At 68.9% G+C, this 15,213-nt stretch carries 16 protein-coding genes; 9 read left to right on the top strand and 7 right to left on the bottom strand.

The genetic code is table 11. The features are described 5' to 3' along the window. Positions 1-5: 5 nt before the first annotated feature. From ACZ7M2_RS42820 to ACZ7M2_RS42790, 7 genes are all read left to right on the top strand, one after another. Positions 6-419 carry a roadblock/LC7 domain-containing protein gene (locus tag ACZ7M2_RS42820; protein WP_010984127.1) on the top strand — a complete coding sequence of 138 codons (414 nt, stop codon included), beginning with the start codon at positions 6-8 and terminating at the stop codon, positions 417-419. Between the two features lie 111 nt (positions 420-530). Further along, a complete protein-coding gene (locus ACZ7M2_RS42815) occupies positions 531-929 on the top strand; it encodes a DUF742 domain-containing protein (RefSeq protein ID WP_054235411.1) in 399 nt (132 codons plus the stop codon). Next, on the top strand, positions 910-1,485 hold the full coding sequence (locus ACZ7M2_RS42810; protein ID WP_054235412.1) for a GTP-binding protein: 576 nt from the start codon (positions 910-912) through the stop codon (positions 1,483-1,485). The genes ACZ7M2_RS42815 and ACZ7M2_RS42810 overlap by 20 nt, the downstream gene beginning before the upstream one ends. Positions 1,486-1,835: 350 nt before the next feature. Beyond that, positions 1,836-5,060, top strand: a complete 3,225-nt coding sequence (locus ACZ7M2_RS42805) for a sensor histidine kinase (RefSeq protein ID WP_471599930.1) — start codon at positions 1,836-1,838, stop codon at positions 5,058-5,060. A 10-nt stretch (positions 5,061-5,070) separates the two neighbouring features. Then, complete coding sequence (locus tag ACZ7M2_RS42800; protein WP_030948713.1) at positions 5,071-5,484, top strand: roadblock/LC7 domain-containing protein; 414 nt, start codon at positions 5,071-5,073, stop codon at positions 5,482-5,484. A 94-nt stretch (positions 5,485-5,578) separates the two neighbouring features. Beyond that, positions 5,579-6,169 (top strand): DUF742 domain-containing protein, encoded by a 591-nt coding sequence (locus ACZ7M2_RS42795; RefSeq protein WP_352047762.1) that lies wholly within the window; start codon positions 5,579-5,581, stop codon positions 6,167-6,169. Continuing rightward, positions 6,150-6,731, top strand: coding sequence for a GTP-binding protein (locus ACZ7M2_RS42790; protein WP_026248371.1), 582 nt, complete (start codon positions 6,150-6,152; stop codon positions 6,729-6,731). The genes ACZ7M2_RS42795 and ACZ7M2_RS42790 overlap by 20 nt, the downstream gene beginning before the upstream one ends. 159 nt (positions 6,732-6,890) lie before the next feature. Here the strand turns inward: ACZ7M2_RS42790 and ACZ7M2_RS42785 are convergent, their stop codons facing one another. Together ACZ7M2_RS42785 and ACZ7M2_RS42780 are read right to left on the bottom strand one after the other, a co-directional pair. Further along, on the bottom strand, positions 6,891-7,085 hold the full coding sequence (locus ACZ7M2_RS42785) for an acyl-CoA carboxylase subunit epsilon (RefSeq protein ID WP_067370986.1): 195 nt from the start codon (positions 7,083-7,085) through the stop codon (positions 6,891-6,893). 57 nt (positions 7,086-7,142) lie between these two features. Continuing rightward, on the bottom strand, positions 7,143-8,732 hold the full coding sequence (locus ACZ7M2_RS42780) for an acyl-CoA carboxylase subunit beta (protein WP_471599929.1): 1,590 nt from the start codon (positions 8,730-8,732) through the stop codon (positions 7,143-7,145). Positions 8,733-9,227: 495 nt separating this feature from the next. Here ACZ7M2_RS42780 and ACZ7M2_RS42775 point away from each other — a divergent pair, with 495 nt between their 5' ends. Further along, positions 9,228-9,839 (top strand): YceI family protein, encoded by a 612-nt coding sequence (locus ACZ7M2_RS42775; protein WP_471599928.1) that lies wholly within the window; start codon positions 9,228-9,230, stop codon positions 9,837-9,839. A gap of 101 nt (positions 9,840-9,940) precedes the next feature. Here ACZ7M2_RS42775 and ACZ7M2_RS42770 read toward each other — a convergent pair whose 3' ends face one another. The 4 genes from ACZ7M2_RS42770 to ACZ7M2_RS42755 form a co-directional block, all read right to left on the bottom strand. Continuing rightward, positions 9,941-10,636 carry a response regulator transcription factor gene (locus ACZ7M2_RS42770; RefSeq protein ID WP_351708820.1) on the bottom strand — a complete coding sequence of 232 codons (696 nt, stop codon included), beginning with the start codon at positions 10,634-10,636 and terminating at the stop codon, positions 9,941-9,943. After that, a complete protein-coding gene (locus ACZ7M2_RS42765) occupies positions 10,633-12,003 on the bottom strand; it encodes a sensor histidine kinase (protein ID WP_471599927.1) in 1,371 nt (456 codons plus the stop codon). The genes ACZ7M2_RS42770 and ACZ7M2_RS42765 overlap by 4 nt, the downstream gene beginning before the upstream one ends. Before the next feature lie 103 nt (positions 12,004-12,106). After that, a complete protein-coding gene (locus tag ACZ7M2_RS42760) occupies positions 12,107-12,955 on the bottom strand; it encodes an ABC transporter permease (RefSeq protein WP_352049393.1) in 849 nt (282 codons plus the stop codon). Beyond that, positions 12,952-13,887: an ABC transporter ATP-binding protein gene (locus ACZ7M2_RS42755; RefSeq protein WP_168511504.1), complete on the bottom strand. Its 936-nt coding sequence runs from the start codon at positions 13,885-13,887 to the stop codon at positions 12,952-12,954. The genes ACZ7M2_RS42760 and ACZ7M2_RS42755 overlap by 4 nt, the downstream gene beginning before the upstream one ends. 217 nt (positions 13,888-14,104) lie before the next feature. Between ACZ7M2_RS42755 and ACZ7M2_RS42750 the strand changes: the two genes are divergently transcribed. Then, positions 14,105-14,761 (top strand): class I SAM-dependent methyltransferase, encoded by a 657-nt coding sequence (locus tag ACZ7M2_RS42750; protein WP_471599974.1) that lies wholly within the window; start codon positions 14,105-14,107, stop codon positions 14,759-14,761. Between the two features lie 64 nt (positions 14,762-14,825). Here the strand turns inward: ACZ7M2_RS42750 and ACZ7M2_RS42745 are convergent, their stop codons facing one another. Beyond that, a complete protein-coding gene (locus ACZ7M2_RS42745) occupies positions 14,826-15,188 on the bottom strand; it encodes a DUF4180 domain-containing protein (protein WP_471599926.1) in 363 nt (120 codons plus the stop codon). Between the last annotated feature and the right edge of the window lie 25 nt (positions 15,189-15,213).

Below are 15,213 nucleotides of genomic sequence, written 5' to 3'. Positions count from 1 at the left end.
GCCCGATGAGCCAGGCGGCACAGAACCTGAACTGGTTGATCACCAACTTCGTGGACAACACCCCCGGGGTGTCCCACACCGTCGTCGTGTCCGCCGACGGGCTCCTTCTGGCCATGTCCGAAGGATTCCCACGCGACCGCGCCGACCAGCTTGCGGCCGTCGCCTCCGGCCTGACCTCGCTGACCGCCGGGGCCTCCCGGATCTTCGAGGGCGGCACGGTGGCCCAGACGGTCGTCGAAATGGAGCGCGGCTTTCTCTTCCTCATGTCCGTCTCGGACGGCTCGTCCCTGGCGGTCCTCTCCCACCCGGAGTGCGACATCGGCCTTGTCGGTTACGAGATGGCGCTGCTCGTCGACCGGGCGGGTGCCGTACTCACGCCGGACCTGCGCGCTGAACTCCAGGGAAGTCTGCTCCACTAAAGGGCCCTGGTTCTAGAGACTGCACGAAATCACCGTCCGGCCGCCACAATCCCCCCACCGGCCCCAACAGACGGCACGAATGACCGACTTGCTGTCCCGCCCGGAGGATTCATGACCCCGCCCACCGCCTCTCATGATCCGTACGCACAGCCGTACGGGGATGAGGGCGACCAGCCGCTGGTACGTCCGTACGCGATGACCGGCGGCCGGACCCGGCCGCGGTACCAACTCGCCATCGAGGCACTGATCAGCACTACGGCCGACCCCGCGCAGTTGATGGGGCTGCTCCCCGAGCACCAGCGGATCTGCCACCTCTGCCGTGAGGTCAAGTCGGTGGCCGAGGTGTCGGCCCTCCTGTCCATGCCGCTGGGCGTGGCCAGGATCCTCGTCGCGGACCTCGCGGAGGCCGGACTCGTCGCCATTCACCAGCCTGGCGGCGATGAGAACAACGGCGGCGCGCCGGACGTGACTTTGCTCGAAAGGGTGCTCAGTGGACTTCGCAAGCTCTGACGGAGGTCGGACGACCACCTCCGCGAAGATCGTGGTGGCGGGCGGTTTCGGCGTGGGCAAGACCACGTTCGTCGGCGCCGTCTCGGAGATCAACCCGCTGCGTACCGAGGCCGTCATGACGTCCGCGTCCGCGGGCATCGACGACCTCACCCACACCGGAGACAAGACGACGACCACCGTCGCCATGGACTTCGGCCGCATCACCCTGGACCAGGACCTGATCCTGTACCTCTTCGGTACGCCGGGTCAGGACCGCTTCTGGTTCATGTGGGACGACCTGGTCCGCGGCGCCATCGGTGCCGTCGTCCTGGTCGACACCCGCCGTCTCGCCGACTGCTTCCCCGCGGTCGACTACTTCGAGAACAGCGGCCTGCCGTTCGTCATCGCCCTCAACGGCTTCGACGGACATCAGCCCTACAACCCCGAAGAGGTGCGCGAGGCGCTCCAGATCGGACCGGACGCCCCGATCATCACGACGGACGCCCGGCACCGTGCGGATGCGAAGAGCGCACTCATCACGCTGGTCGAGCACGCGCTCATGGCACGTCTGCGGTAGCACTCAAGTCGACAGCTTCATAAGACAGTTGTCGTAGGGACATTGGAGCCGGCTGTGTCGTTTGACACGGTCGGCCACAGTGTTCATAACGTTTCGACATGGAATTCGGTGGACACCGACACGCATCGCGGTCATTCGGTGTCGCTGCGCTCACAAAAGCCCCGTCTTTTGACGGGGCTCGCTCTTTATGACCGTTTTATCTAGGGGATACGTCACCCGGAACCAGCGGTTCCGAGTGTTTGGAAGGGCGCTGCCTGACGTGCTGGAATGCGCTGAACTGCCCAGTAGTCAAGGGCGCTGGAGACACCGCGGCACAACGTAGGTGCCGACGCCGAGAGGTTGTTGGTCGAGTGAGGCGAAGCAAGAACGGTCCCGAGCCGTCGGCACGGGGCAACTTCACCCCGCCGCCGCGCGGCGCGGCGCCCGCACAGGTGCCCGTCCCGGAGCCCACGCCGGCGCCCGCGCCGAGCGGCGGTCGTCTGTCCCCCCGTAACTGGCGCGTACCCACCAGGCTGAACGCGATCCTGCTCATACCCGTGATCGTCGGCCTCATCATGGGCGGCTTCCAGGTGAAGAACTCGATCGACACCTGGCAGGAGGCGCGCGACGCCGAGAAGGTCGCCAAGATCGTGGCGGCCTCCAGCGACTACGCCGAGGCTCTGCTCAACGAGCGCGACGTGTCCGCCGAGCCACTGCTCAAGGGTGACCGGAACAACGCCACGGTCAAGAAGGTCCGCGCGACCACCGACCAGATGGCGGACGCCTTCCACAAGGAAGTCGTCGGCATGCCGGCCAAGCAGGGTCTTGAGCGCCGGCTGAGCCTGGTGGTGAAGGCCGAGCCCCAGCTGGACCAGATCCGCAAACTCGCCTTCACCAAGGCCATGGACCCGGTGCAGACCGAAGAGGGCTACGTCACCGTCGAGCACCTCCTCATGGAGTTCTCGAACGAGCTGGGCCTGGGCACCGGCAACATCACGAGCTACGGCCGTTCGGTGTACGCCATCGCGCTCGCCAAGGGCGCCGAGTCGCTGCAGCGCTCGATCGGCATCCACCTGCTGGTCAAGCCCAGCACCAACACGCAGAACCACGCGCTCCAGGTCACCTCCTTCACCTCGTACGCGTACCTGGAGAACATCGCTCTTCAGGAGTACGTCTCCGGTGGTACCGAGGCGGACGCCGCCCGGCTCACCACGGTCATGGAGCAGAAGACCGCCGAGGGCAAGAGCCAGCTGGCCGCGGCCAAGAGCAAGACCGAGGCCGCGGGCGGGACCTTCGTGACGCCGCCCGCCATGGACAAGATGATCCAGGCGATCGCCAGCGGCGCCACGCCCACCCAGCTCGCCGCTCAGGGCATCACTCCCGATACCTGGATGGCTGCCGCCACCCTCAAGTTCCAGGGCTACAGCCAGGTCGAGAAGGAACTCATCGACCGGGCCGTCAACGACGCCGGAAGCATCGCCTCCGACGCCCAGCGCCGGGCTTACATCAACGGCGCCATCGTCGTCATCGCCCTGCTCGCCGCCTTCATCCTGGCCGGGCTCATGGCCCGCCAGATGAGCCGCGCCATGCGCCAGCTGCGCAACGCGGCCTTCGGGGTCGCCGAGCAGCGTCTGCCGATGCTGGTCGACCAGCTCTCGCGCACCGACCCGGGCCGCGTCGACACCCGCGTCCAACCGATCCCGATCACCACCACGGACGAGATCGGCGAAGTCGCCCGCGCCTTCGACCAGGTCCACCGCGAGGCCGTCCGGCTCGCCGCCGAGCAGGCCCTCCTGCGAGGCAACATCAACGCGATCTTCACCAACCTGTCGCGCCGCAACCAGTCCCTGATCGAGGGCCAGCTGACCCTCATCACCGACCTGGAGAACAACGAGGCCGACCCGGACCAGCTGGAGAACCTCTTCCGCCTGGACCACCTCGCGACCCGTATGCGCCGCAACGGCGAGAACCTCCTCGTCCTCGCGGGCGAGGAGCCCGGCCGCCGCTGGGACCAGCCGGTGCCCCTCGTGGACGTGCTGCGCGCCGCCTCCTCCGAGGTGGAGCAGTACGAGCGCATCGAGCTCTCCGGCGTCCCGGAGGCCGAGATCCACGGCCGTGCCGTGACCGACCTCGTGCACCTGCTCGCCGAGCTCCTGGAGAACGCCACCACGTTCTCCTCCCCGCAGACCAAGGTCCGCGTCACCGCGACCCGGCTGCCCGACGGCCGCATCATGGTCGAGATCCACGACAAGGGCATCGGCCTCACCGCCGAGGACTTCGCGGACATCAACCACAAGCTGGCCAACCCGCCGACCGTGGACGCCGCGATCTCGCAGCGCATGGGCCTGTTCGTGGTCGGCCGGCTGTCCGACCGGCACGGCATCCGCGTCCAGCTGCGCCCCTCCGGCGAGCAGGCCGGTACGACCTCCCTCGTCATGCTCCCCGACGCGATCACCCACGGTGGTGGCGGCGGCGAACAGCAGCTCCAGCGCGACGAGTTCACCGTCTCGCAGATCATCCCGGAGCCGCAGGGCTTCCAGCCGGACCAGGCCTTCCAGTCCCAGGCCCAGCCGATGCGCACCGCCGCCGAACTCGGATTCGACGACAGCCGCTACACGGAGGTCCCCGACGACATCCGCGAGCTGGACCCCGTCGGGCGCTCGCTGATGCGTGAGGAGCGCCGTGCGGCCCTGGAGGCCCAGGCACAGGGCCAGCCGGAGGCCATCGAGCCGCCGAGGTACCCGGAGGGTTTCGAGGCCCCCCAGCCCGCGTACGACGACGCTCAGGCCGCCTACGGCAACGGGCAGCCCGGGTACGACAACGGCCAGGGTGCCTACGAGGAGCAGCAGGCCTCGTACGACCAGCAGACGGGGTACGAGGAACCGCAGCAGGGAACGTACGACGAGACGTACTTCCCGTCGAACGGCGGCTACCCGGAACCCGCGTATGCGGAGCCGGTCCAGGAAGAGCACACGGGAGCCCGGAGTTCCGCTTCGGACACCTTCTCGACCTTCGACGAGCCGTCCTACCAGGACGACTGGCCGCAGCAGGACTCGTACCGGAGCGGCTACCCGTCCGAGTACGCTCCCGAAGCGGAATCTCCGCAGGCCGCTGACGTGAGTGAGCAGGACCGCGTAGGCTTCAGCCGTCCGGGACCGACCTCCTCCGCCCCCCATGCGCTGACCGACGCCGGGCTGCCGCGCCGCGGATCCTCCGCGAGCGGCACCAACGGCCAGCGGCCCGTGGACCAGGGCACCCAGGGGGTTCAGGCACCGCCCGCGGCCACCGCGAGCAATGGCGACGGCGACTGGCGTACGTCCAACGACAACCGCTGGCAGCGCGCCGAGCAGCTCAAGAAGCCCAAGGCGGGCGGGGTCACCTCGTCCGGTCTTCCCCGGCGGGTGCCCAAGGCCAATCTGGTCGAGGGAACCGCGGAAACGACCCCACAGGGCGGCCCCCAGGTCTCCCGCGCTCCCGAGGACATCCGGGGCAGGCTGAGCAACCTGCGCCGCGGTGTCCAGCAGGGACGCAATGCAGGTAGTGACACGAACGGCCAGGGCTTCGGTCCTGACAGCACCTACAACCAGGAGCGTTAGTGTGAGCCCGATGAGCCAGGCGGCGCAGAACCTCAACTGGTTGATCACCAACTTCGTGGACAACACCCCCGGGGTGTCCCACACGGTGGTGGTCTCCGCCGACGGACTCCTTCTGGCGATGTCCGAAGGTTTTCCCCGTGACCGCGCCGACCAGCTCGCGGCCGTCGCGTCCGGGCTGACCTCGTTGACCGCGGGCGCGTCCCGCATCTTCGAGGGCGGCAGCGTGAACCAGACAGTTGTGGAGATGGAGCGAGGATTCCTCTTCCTCATGTCCATTTCTGATGGTTCCTCGCTCGCGGTCCTTGCACATCCCGAAGCGGACATCGGTCTCATCGGGTACGAGATGGCCCTTCTGGTGGACCGTGCCGGTACGGTTCTGACCCCGGATCTTCGAGCGGAGCTCCAAGGGAGCCTTCTCAACTAACAGACAGACCGTGCGTTTTGGCGTCCCGGGGCCGTAAGGTTTCGGGACGCGGTCCCACAGTGATGGGTGCCCGGCACAGTCGGAGGAGGAGAAAGTGGCAACACCCCCAGGCGGTTCGTCTTCGGGCAACTGGTCGTACGGCCCCGGCCAGGGGCAGGGCCAGGGTGACGGTTCACAGAACCCGAACCGATACAACTTCCCCTCCGCGCCAAGTCACCGACGCCAGCAGCCGTACGCACCGCAGGGCCCCGGCCCCTCGCCGTACGACCAGCCGCCGGCGCCGCGCATTCAGCCTGTGCAGCCTCAGCGACGCACCCCCGAGCCGGCGCCCGCGGGATCGTCGAACAACCCTCTGGTGCGCCCGTACGCGATGACGGGCGGCCGCACCAGGCCCCGCTACCAGCTCGCCATCGAGGCGCTGGTGCACACCACCGCACAACCGCACCAGATGCAGGGCCAGTTGCCCGAACATCAGCGGATCTGCAACCTCTGCCGGGAGATCAAGTCGGTGGCCGAAATCTCGGCGCTGCTGACGATCCCTCTCGGTGTGGCCAGGATTCTCGTCGCCGACTTGGCGGAGGCGGGCCTGGTCGCCATCCATCAGCCCGGCGGCGACGAGAACGCCGGCGGCCAGCCAGACGTGACTTTGCTCGAAAGGGTGCTCAGTGGACTTCGCAAGCTCTAGCGGAGGGCCTTCCCGCTCCACCACGTCCGCGAAGATCGTGGTGGCGGGCGGCTTCGGCGTGGGCAAGACCACGTTCGTCGGGGCCGTCTCGGAGATCAACCCGCTGCGTACCGAGGCCGTCATGACGTCCGCGTCCGCGGGCATCGACGACCTCACGCACACCGGAGACAAGACGACGACCACCGTCGCCATGGACTTCGGCCGCATCACCCTGGACCAGGACCTGATCCTGTACCTGTTCGGCACCCCCGGTCAGGACCGCTTCTGGTTCATGTGGGACGACCTGGTCCGCGGCGCCATCGGCGCGATCGTCCTGGTCGACACCCGCCGTCTCGCCGACTGCTTCCCCGCGGTCGACTACTTCGAGAACAGCGGCCTGCCGTTCGTCATCGCCCTCAACGGCTTCGACGGCAACCAGCCCTACAACCCGGACGAGGTCCGTGAAGCCCTTCAGATCGGCCCCGACACGCCGATCATCACGACGGACGCCCGGCACCGCGCCGACGCGAAGTCGGCGCTGATCACGCTGGTCGAGCACGCCCTGATGGCACGTCTGCGGTAGCGCCCGCGCGCGGCGAAGCAACGGAAGGGGCGCCCTCTCCACTCGGTGGAGAGGGCGCCCCTTCCTTCACCCTGGGAGTCCTTTGCCCTGGGACAACGACAAAGGGAAGGGCCCGCTCTTCACAGAGCGGGCCCTTCCCCGTTGCTGAGGCGCCGCGGGCTAGCCGTGCCAGCTGTGCGGGGCGCGGAAGCCGGGCTCGCGCTCCAGGCGGCGCCAGCCGGCCTTCGCACGGCCACGGTGGGTGGGGGTGGTGTCCGGCTGGGCGGCGGCGCGGGCCAGGAGGATGGCCGTGATGGCGGCGACTTCCTCGGGCTCGGCGTGGCCCTTCTCGACGCGGATGTCAGGGGTGTCCATAGGTTTCAGTCTCCGTGAGAGAGGTTTCCGCGGCGGTACCGCGGAGGATCCGCAGGGTTACTGCGGGGGGTTGCCGTGCTTGCGGGAGGGCAGGTCCGCGTGCTTGGACTGCAGCATGGCCAGGGAGCGGATCAGCACCTCGCGGGTCTCCGCCGGGTCGATGACGTCGTCGACCAGGCCCCGCTCGGCCGCGTAGTAGGGGTGCATGAGTTCGGCCTTGTACTCCTTGACCATGCGTACGCGCATGGCCTCGGGGTCGGCGGCCTCGGCGATCTGCCGACGGAAGATGACGTTGGCCGCACCTTCCGCACCCATCACGGCGATCTCGTTGGTGGGCCAGGCGTAGGTGAGGTCGGCCCCGATGGACTGGCTGTCCATGACGATGTAGGCACCTCCGTACGCCTTGCGCAGGATGAGCGAGATCCGCGGCACCGTCGCGTTGCAGTACGCGTACAACAGCTTGGCGCCGTGCCGGATGATCCCGCCGTGCTCCTGGTCAACCCCGGGCAGGAATCCGGGAACGTCCAGGAGGGTGACGATCGGAATATTAAAAGCGTCACACATCTGGACAAAGCGCGCAGCTTTTTCGGAGGCCTCGATGTCCAGCACGCCCGCGAGGGACTGCGGCTGGTTGGCGACGATGCCCACCACCTGGCCGTCCAGACGGGCCAGCGCGCAGATGATGTTGCGGGCCCAGCGCTCGTGGACCTCCAGGTAGTCGCCGTCGTCGACGAGTTCCTCGATGACCTTCGTCATGTCGTACGGCCGGTTGCCGTCCGCCGGGACCAGGTCCAGGAGGACGTCCGAGCGGCGGTCCGCGGGGTCCTGCGAGGTCGCGTGCGGCGGGTTCTCGCGGTTGTTCTGCGGGAGCATCGACAGGAGGTAGCGCACCTCCGCGATGCAGGTCTCCTCGTCGTCGTAGGCGAAGTGACAGACACCGGAGGTCTCCGCGTGGACGTCGGCGCCGCCGAGCCCGTTCTGGGTGATCTCCTCACCGGTGACCGCCTTGACGACGTCGGGGCCGGTGATGAACATCTGCGAGGTCTCACGCACCATGAACACGAAGTCCGTCAGCGCGGGCGAGTACGCCGCACCGCCCGCGCACGGGCCGAGCATCACCGAGATCTGCGGGATGACGCCGGACGCCTTGGTGTTGCGCTGGAAGATGCCGCCGTAGCCGGCGAGCGCGCTCACACCCTCCTGGATGCGGGCGCCCGCGCCGTCGTTGAGGGAGACCAGCGGCGCGCCGGCCGCGATGGCCATGTCCATGATCTTGTGGATCTTCGTGGCGTGCGCCTCGCCCAGCGCGCCGCCGAAGATACGGAAGTCGTGCGCGTAGACGAAGACCGTACGGCCCTCCACCGTGCCCCAGCCGGTGACGACACCGTCGGTGTACGGCTTCTTGGCCTCCAGGCCGAACCCGGTCGCCCGGTGCCGGCGCAGCTGCTCGACCTCCTGGAAGGACCCGGGGTCGAGAAGCAGCTCGATGCGCTCCCGGGCGGTCAGCTTGCCCTTGGTGTGCTGCGCCTCGGTCGCCTTCTCGCTGGGTCCTCGCAGCGCCGCCGCACGAATCGCATGCAGTTCGGCCACGCGGCCGCGTGCGTCCGCGGGCTCGCCTGACGGTGCGGCCTCATCCAAAACGGTCATGTAGCGACCATACGAAGTCGAACAAGAAAACCGGGCCGTCGACTCCGTACAGTCTCCGGCCCGTTTTCCTGGTACCCCTGAACAGAACCGTGACGGCATGCAGGCGATCTGACTGCTCAGAGGGCATCTGGCTTGTAGAGGTCTCACAAAGTCGCGGGCTGAGAGCCCGCTCACATTCGTGAGGGTCCCATGCCATCCCTAGAGTGACATGGAGCCTTGGACGGGACCCGTTCGGAGTACACCGCGCCTTCGGCCCGACCCCCGTGCAGGCGGAGCGAGGATACGCGGACTGCCACGGGCGAGCGGGGAGTGACCGCCGGGAAGCGGGTCGACGAAGCGCAACGTAACGTCGTAAACACATGGCGGATGATGTTGAAACTTGAACGGAATAGGTCTACTGTCTCCCTTGTTGGCCTCGTTGAATCTTCAACAAACTCTCTGCCGCGGTTTTCGGCTTCCCGACGAAACCGCGACCCGTCCCCCTAGGAGCACGTCATGGGCATCTTCGGCCGCAAGACCACCGACACCCCCGCCGCGACCACGGCCCCCGCCGCCGTGAGCCCCGAACTCGCCGCGCTCACCGGCGAATACACGATCGACCCGTCCCACTCGGAGATCGGTTTCATCGCCCGTCACGCCATGGTGACGAACGTCAAGGGCTACTTCAAGGACTTCGACGGCACCCTGCACCTGGACGGCACGGACCCGTCCAAGTCCACCGCCACGATCGACGTCAAGATGGACAGCATCGAGACGGGCTCCGCGGACCGTGACGGCCACCTGAAGAGCTCCGACTTCTTCAAGATCGACGAGTTCCCGACGATGACCTTCCGCTCCACCAAGGCGGAGGCCCTCGGCGGCGACGACTACCGGATCACCGGCGACCTGTCGATCCTCGGCGTCACCAAGCCGCTCTCCATCGACCTGGAGTTCAACGGCTCCGCGAAGGACCCCTTCGGCAACGAGCGCGTCGGCTTCGAGGGCAAGGCGGAGATCCTGCGCTCCGAGTGGGGCCTGACCTGGAACGCGGCCCTGGAGACCGGTGGCGTCCTCGTCTCCGACAAGATCAAGCTGACCTTCGACATCTCGGCGATCAAGAACGCCTGAGCCCTCGGCTCACGCCGGTGCCCTGAGCGCGCCCGCCCTCTGACTCCCCCAGCGGGAGGGCGGGCGCTCGGCATGTCCGCGTACGCCGCCCCGCTGCCCCGCTAGTCGGGTGGATTCGGGTGGGCGAGGCCGAGGTCGTAGGCGAGGATGACGGCCTGGACGCGGTCGCGGGCTCCCACCTTCGCCAGGACCCGGCCGACATGGGTCTTCACGGTGGATTCCGCGACGACCAGACGCTCGGCGATCTCGCTGTTGCTCCAGCCCTGGCCGATGGCGACGAAGATCTCGTACTCCCGTTCGGTGAGAGCGCGCACCCGGGGGTCGTCCGCCGTCCTTGGACCCGACGCACCCGGCCGGCCGGACGCATCCCGCGGCAGGTGCTTGGCGTAGGCGTCGAGGAGGCGGCGGGTCAGTGCCGGGGCGATCACCGCGTCGCCCGCCGCGACCGCGCGGATGCCGGCCAGCAGTTCCTCGGGGTGGGCGTCCTTGAGGAGGAATCCGCTGGCTCCCGCGCGCAGCGCCGCGTGGGCGTATTCGTCCAGGTCGAACGTGGTCAGGATGAGGACGCGGGAGCGGTCACCGGAGGCGACCACGCGACGGGTGGCCTCGATGCCGTCCATGCCGGGCATCCGTACGTCCATGAGGATCACGTCCGGGCGCAGTTCGGCGGCCCTGCGCACGGCGTCGGCGCCGTGGGCCGCCTCGCCGACGACTTCGGTGTCGGGGGTGCTCTCCAGGAGCATCCGGAAGCCGAGGCGTTGCAATGGCTGGTCGTCCACGATGAGCACGGTGGTCACACCGCACCGCCCGTGGCGGCCGGCGGGGTGACATCGGTCCCGGCCAGGGTCTCGGCCGGCGGGGAGAGGTCGAGGGTGGCCCGCACCGTCCATCCCCCGCCGGGGGCGGGCCCCGCGGTGACGGTCCCGCTGTAGAGGGCTGCGCGTTCTCTCATGCCGGCGAGTCCGTGTCCTTCCTCCTGGGACGGCCCGGGAGGGACGGTACCGCCGCCCCGGCCGGTGTCGTGGACGTCGATGTGCAGCCGCGTGTCCTTGACGCCGACCGAGAGCTCGACGCGGGTGTCGTGGCCCGCGTGCTTGAGGGCGTTGGTGAGTGCTTCCTGCACTATGCGGTACACCGTCAGCTGGACCCCGCGGTCCAGGGTGTCCAGCTCGCCGCCCGTGCGGTAGACGACCTGGGGACCGGCGGCGCGGATCCGGGCGCACAGGGCGTCGATGTCCGCGATGCCCGGCTGGGGGCTGAGCTGGGGCGCGGCGGGGGTCTGGGTCTGCTCGCGCAGCACGCCGAGCATGCGGCGCAGTTCGCCCAGCGCCTGACGCCCGGTGTCACCGATGAGCAGCAGTGCCTGCTTGCCGCGTTCCGGTGCGATGTCGGTCGCGTACGCGCCACCGTCGGCGAGCGTGATGATGACGGAGAGGTTGTGGCCGACGATGTCGTGCATCTCGCGGGCCACCCGGGTGCGTTCGGCGGCGGCGGCGAGCTTGCTGCGCTGGTCGCGTTCGATCTCCAGGCGGGTCGCGCGGTCGCGCAGGACGGCGAGCTGTGCGCGCCGGATCCGTACGGCCAGACCGAGCGCGACCGCCGCGGTGATCGTGCTGAACAGGAAGAACAGCGCGTCCAGGACGGACACCGCGGACGGCAGCCGCAGGGCGACCAGGCCGAGGGCGGCCGCGGTGACCGCGCAGGCCACGGGCAGCCGCCGCAGCTGTCCGTGCAGCACCAGGCTGTAGAGGGCGATCAGCAGGGCGACGTCGGCGCGCAGCCAGACTCCCAGCACCACCTGGAGGAAGAGCACCGCGGCGATCACGGCGAAGGCGAGTGACGGCCTTCGCCGCCGCCACAGCAGCGGCAGGACCAGTCCGGCCTGCAGGGCGACGGTCACCGGCCAGGGCAGGTGGGTGACCTGGGTGTCGAAGGCGTGTCGTCGGCCGTCGTCGTCGTGCACCAGGTCCGGCACGCAGAACATCAGCGCCACGACCACGATCACACCCGTGTCCAGGACCCACGGATGGTTCCGGTCGCCCTGCTTGAGCCGTCGGCCGAGCCGGGACAGCCCACGGGCCAGGGGGTGGTTCCACGGGAGCTCCGCCTCCGCGAGGGGCAGGTCGGAGGGTGCCCCTGGGTGGGCGGCGTCGTCGATGCTCATGGGGTCACTCGTCCGCGTTCATGGGTGTCACCTGTCCATTGTGTGTCCGGCCGCCTCCCTGTCCGCGTGTCTCTCCGGGTGCCTCTTCATCAGGCGTCAGGCGTCAGGCGTCGGTGCGCAGGAGGCGGTAGGCGGCGCCCGCCAGAGCGAGCACGGTCCAGCCGAGGAAGACCACGAGCCCGGCTGTGGGCGCGAGGGTCGTCGAGTCGTGGGTGAGCGCGAACATCGACTCACCCGCGTTGCTGGGCAGGTACGGGCTGATGTTGTCCTGCCACGAGGTGGGCAGCAGCGAGATCAGGCCGGGGACCAGCATCAGCGAGGCGACCAGGACCGATATGCCGCCGGCGACCGAGCGCAGCAGGGCGCCCAGAGCGGTGCCGATCACGCCGACCAGGCCGAGGTAGAGGCCCGCGCCCAGCAGGCTGCGCACGACACCGGAGTGGGAGATCGTGAGGGCCGCCGGGGTGCCGGAGACGATCCCGCTGGTGATCATGAACGCGATGAAGACGCCGATGGTGGAGACGACGAGGGCGACCAGTCCGAACACCGCCGACTTGGACCACAGCACCGGCAGGCGGCGCGGGACGGCGGCCAGCGTGGAGCGGATCATGCCGGTGGAGTACTCGCCGGCGGTGACCAGTACACCCAGGACGCCGAGCGCCAGCTGGGCGAAGTTCGTGCCGAACACGGAGAGGCTGAGCGCGGTGGCCGTGGCGTCGTCCGGGCGCAGCCGCTCACCGGAGTTGATCTGGGACTTGTAGTGCGCGGCGGCGATCACGCCGAACGCGACCAGGAACAGCAGGCCCAGACCGAGAGTGATCCAGGTGGAGCGCAGGGACCACAGCTTGGCCCACTCCGAGCGCAGCACGCGCCGGCCGGTGACCTTGTACTCGGGACGTACGGTCCGCGCCGGTGCGGGCGCGGAGCTGTCGGTGACGGTGATGGTGCTCATGCCGCCCTCCCAGGGGCCTCGACGGTGGCGGTGGCGTGGTACTCGACGGCGTCACGGGTCAGGTCCATGAAGGCCTGTTCCAGCGAGACGGTCCGGGAGCTGAGCTCGAACAGGGGGATGCCGTGCTCGGCGGCCTTGAGACCGATGGCCCGCGCCGACAGGCCCGTCACGTGCAGCTCCTCGGAGCCGACCTCGCCGGTGATCTCGACGCCGGGGCCGGCCAGCACCTCGCGCAGACGGGCCGACTGATCGGAGGCCACGGTCACGGTGTCGCCGCCGGCCTGCTGGACCAGCTCCTGCACGGTGGTGTCGGCGAGCAGGCGCCCGCGGCCGACGACGATCAGGTGGTCGGCGACCAGCGCCATCTCGCTCATCAGGTGCGAGGAGACGAAGACCGTACGGCCGTCCGCCGCGAGTCCGGTCAGCAGGTTGCGGATCCACAGCACGCCCTCGGGGTCCAGTCCGTTGACGGGCTCGTCGAGCATGATGGTGGCCGGGTCGCCGAGGAGCGCGGCGGCGATGCCCAGCCGCTGGCCCATGCCGAGGGAGAAGGCGCCCGCGCGCTTCTTGGCCACGGACTGCAGACCGGTCAGCTCGATGACCTCCTCCACCCGGCGGCGCGGAATGCCGTGGGTGTAGGCCTGCGCCATCAGGTGGTCGAACGCGGAGCGGCCGGGGTGGATCGACTTGGCCTCCAGCAGCGCGCCGACCTCCTGGAGCGGCGCGGTGTGCTCGGCGTAGTGCTTGCCGTTGACCGTCACGCTGCCGCCGGACGGCGCGTCCAGTCCGACGATCATGCGCATGGTGGTGGACTTGCCCGCGCCGTTCGGGCCCAGGAAGCCGGTGACCGTGCCGGGCCTGACGACGAAGTCGAGCCGGTCGACCGCCGTCTTCTCCCCGTACCGCTTCGTCAGCTGATGTGCCTCGATCATCGCTCTTCCCTCACGCTCGGGGGGCCTGACCCCGCCAGACTGCTCACTCGCCACGCTAGGGGCCCGCGGACCGGGATCCGTGGTACCCGGGAGCTCAATGAGGTGCGGCAGGTAGTACCGAGGTACCACGGGGCCACGCGTGGGGGATGACGTCACCTCCCGCATACGCCCTGGTGGTTACGGAGGTCGGGGGCCCTCCCCTACAGTCGCCCGTGTGATGGATCTCGCCTACCTCGCCGCCGTCCGGGAGTCGTACGACAGGGTCGCCGCCGACTACGCCGAACAGGTCAAGACCCCGGCGCAGCTGGATCCGCTGTCGCGCGCGATGCTCGTCGCGTTCGCCGAGATGGTGCGGACGGCCGGCATCGGCGCCCTCGCGGACCTGGGATGCGGGCCCGGCCGGGTGACGGCCCATCTCGCCGACCTGGGGGTGCCCGTCTTCGGCATCGACCTCTCGCCCGCGATGGTCGAGCTGGCCCGTCGGGCCCACCCGGGTCTGCGTTTCACCGTCGGGTCGATGACCGAGCTGCCCCTCGAGGACGACGAGCTCGGCGGCATCCTGGCCTACTACTCCGTCCACCACACGCCACCGGAGTTGTTGCCCGTCGTGTTCGCCGAATTCCGTCGCACGCTCGCGCCCGGCGGCCGTCTGATGATCGCCGGTTATGTGGGAGCCGGAGAACGTCTGCGTCCGACGCAGGCGTACGGCGGCCATCCGGTGTCCTTCGAGTCCTACCTGTTGCCGCCGGACCGGGTTGCCGAGCTGTTGGAGCGGGCCGGGCTCGTCGTCACCGCGCGGCTGGTGCAGGAGCCCGGCGAGGGAGCCAAGAGGACGGTCGCCACGTTCCTCGCCCGAAAGCCGGAACGGTCATGAGGCCGGATGCCGGCAACGCCACGGCGCAACAGGCCCGGCCCTCCAGCCGTCAGCCCGTCACTCGTCAGCCCTTCAGGCGTTCCCGCAGTTCCTCGACATCGGTGAGGAACCAGGTCTGCCGCCCCCGGTTGCACTCACGGACGAAGTCCCGCAGCGCCGAACTGGCCTCCGTGTGTCGGGAGATGTCGCCGAGGACGGCAAGTGCCATCCGGTAGTTGGCGAACTTCTGGACGATGTCACCGGCCACGCGGGTACGCAGCTGAAAGAAGGCCTCGTCGAACCGCTCGGCGGGAATGACCACCCACTGGGCACCCTGGTAGGAGGCGTTGCCGATGAGGTCCAGGACGTCGCCCTCGCTTCCGATGACCTCGCCCTCGGCGGCACACATCATCACGGGTACGTCGTGGATCGTCTGCAGGGTGCTCATGAGGATCGAGGCTAGGTGTGAAGGC

Source organism: Streptomyces sp. NPDC111507 (assembly GCF_055638955.1).
The sequence above is the reverse complement of the archived record's forward strand: the minus strand, read 5'-3'. Positions and strand labels throughout refer to the sequence as shown.

Excerpts from the sequence above, each read along its gene's own strand:
- ACZ7M2_RS42820 (WP_010984127.1), top strand. The coding sequence starts at position 6 with ATGAGCCAGGCGGCACAGAACCTGAACTGGTTGATCACCAACTTCGTG.
- ACZ7M2_RS42815 (WP_054235411.1), top strand. The coding sequence starts at position 531 with ATGACCCCGCCCACCGCCTCTCATGATCCGTACGCACAGCCGTACGGG.
- ACZ7M2_RS42800 (WP_030948713.1), top strand. The coding sequence starts at position 5,071 with ATGAGCCAGGCGGCGCAGAACCTCAACTGGTTGATCACCAACTTCGTG.
- ACZ7M2_RS42785 (WP_067370986.1), bottom strand. The coding sequence starts at position 7,085 with ATGGACACCCCTGACATCCGCGTCGAGAAGGGCCACGCCGAGCCCGAG.
- ACZ7M2_RS42780 (WP_471599929.1), bottom strand. The coding sequence starts at position 8,732 with ATGACCGTTTTGGATGAGGCCGCACCGTCAGGCGAGCCCGCGGACGCA.
- ACZ7M2_RS42775 (WP_471599928.1), top strand. The coding sequence starts at position 9,228 with ATGGGCATCTTCGGCCGCAAGACCACCGACACCCCCGCCGCGACCACG.
- ACZ7M2_RS42765 (WP_471599927.1), bottom strand. The coding sequence starts at position 12,003 with ATGAGCATCGACGACGCCGCCCACCCAGGGGCACCCTCCGACCTGCCC.
- ACZ7M2_RS42760 (WP_352049393.1), bottom strand. The coding sequence starts at position 12,955 with ATGAGCACCATCACCGTCACCGACAGCTCCGCGCCCGCACCGGCGCGG.
- ACZ7M2_RS42755 (WP_168511504.1), bottom strand. The coding sequence starts at position 13,887 with ATGATCGAGGCACATCAGCTGACGAAGCGGTACGGGGAGAAGACGGCG.
- ACZ7M2_RS42750 (WP_471599974.1), top strand. The coding sequence starts at position 14,105 with ATGGATCTCGCCTACCTCGCCGCCGTCCGGGAGTCGTACGACAGGGTC.
- ACZ7M2_RS42745 (WP_471599926.1), bottom strand. The coding sequence starts at position 15,188 with ATGAGCACCCTGCAGACGATCCACGACGTACCCGTGATGATGTGTGCC.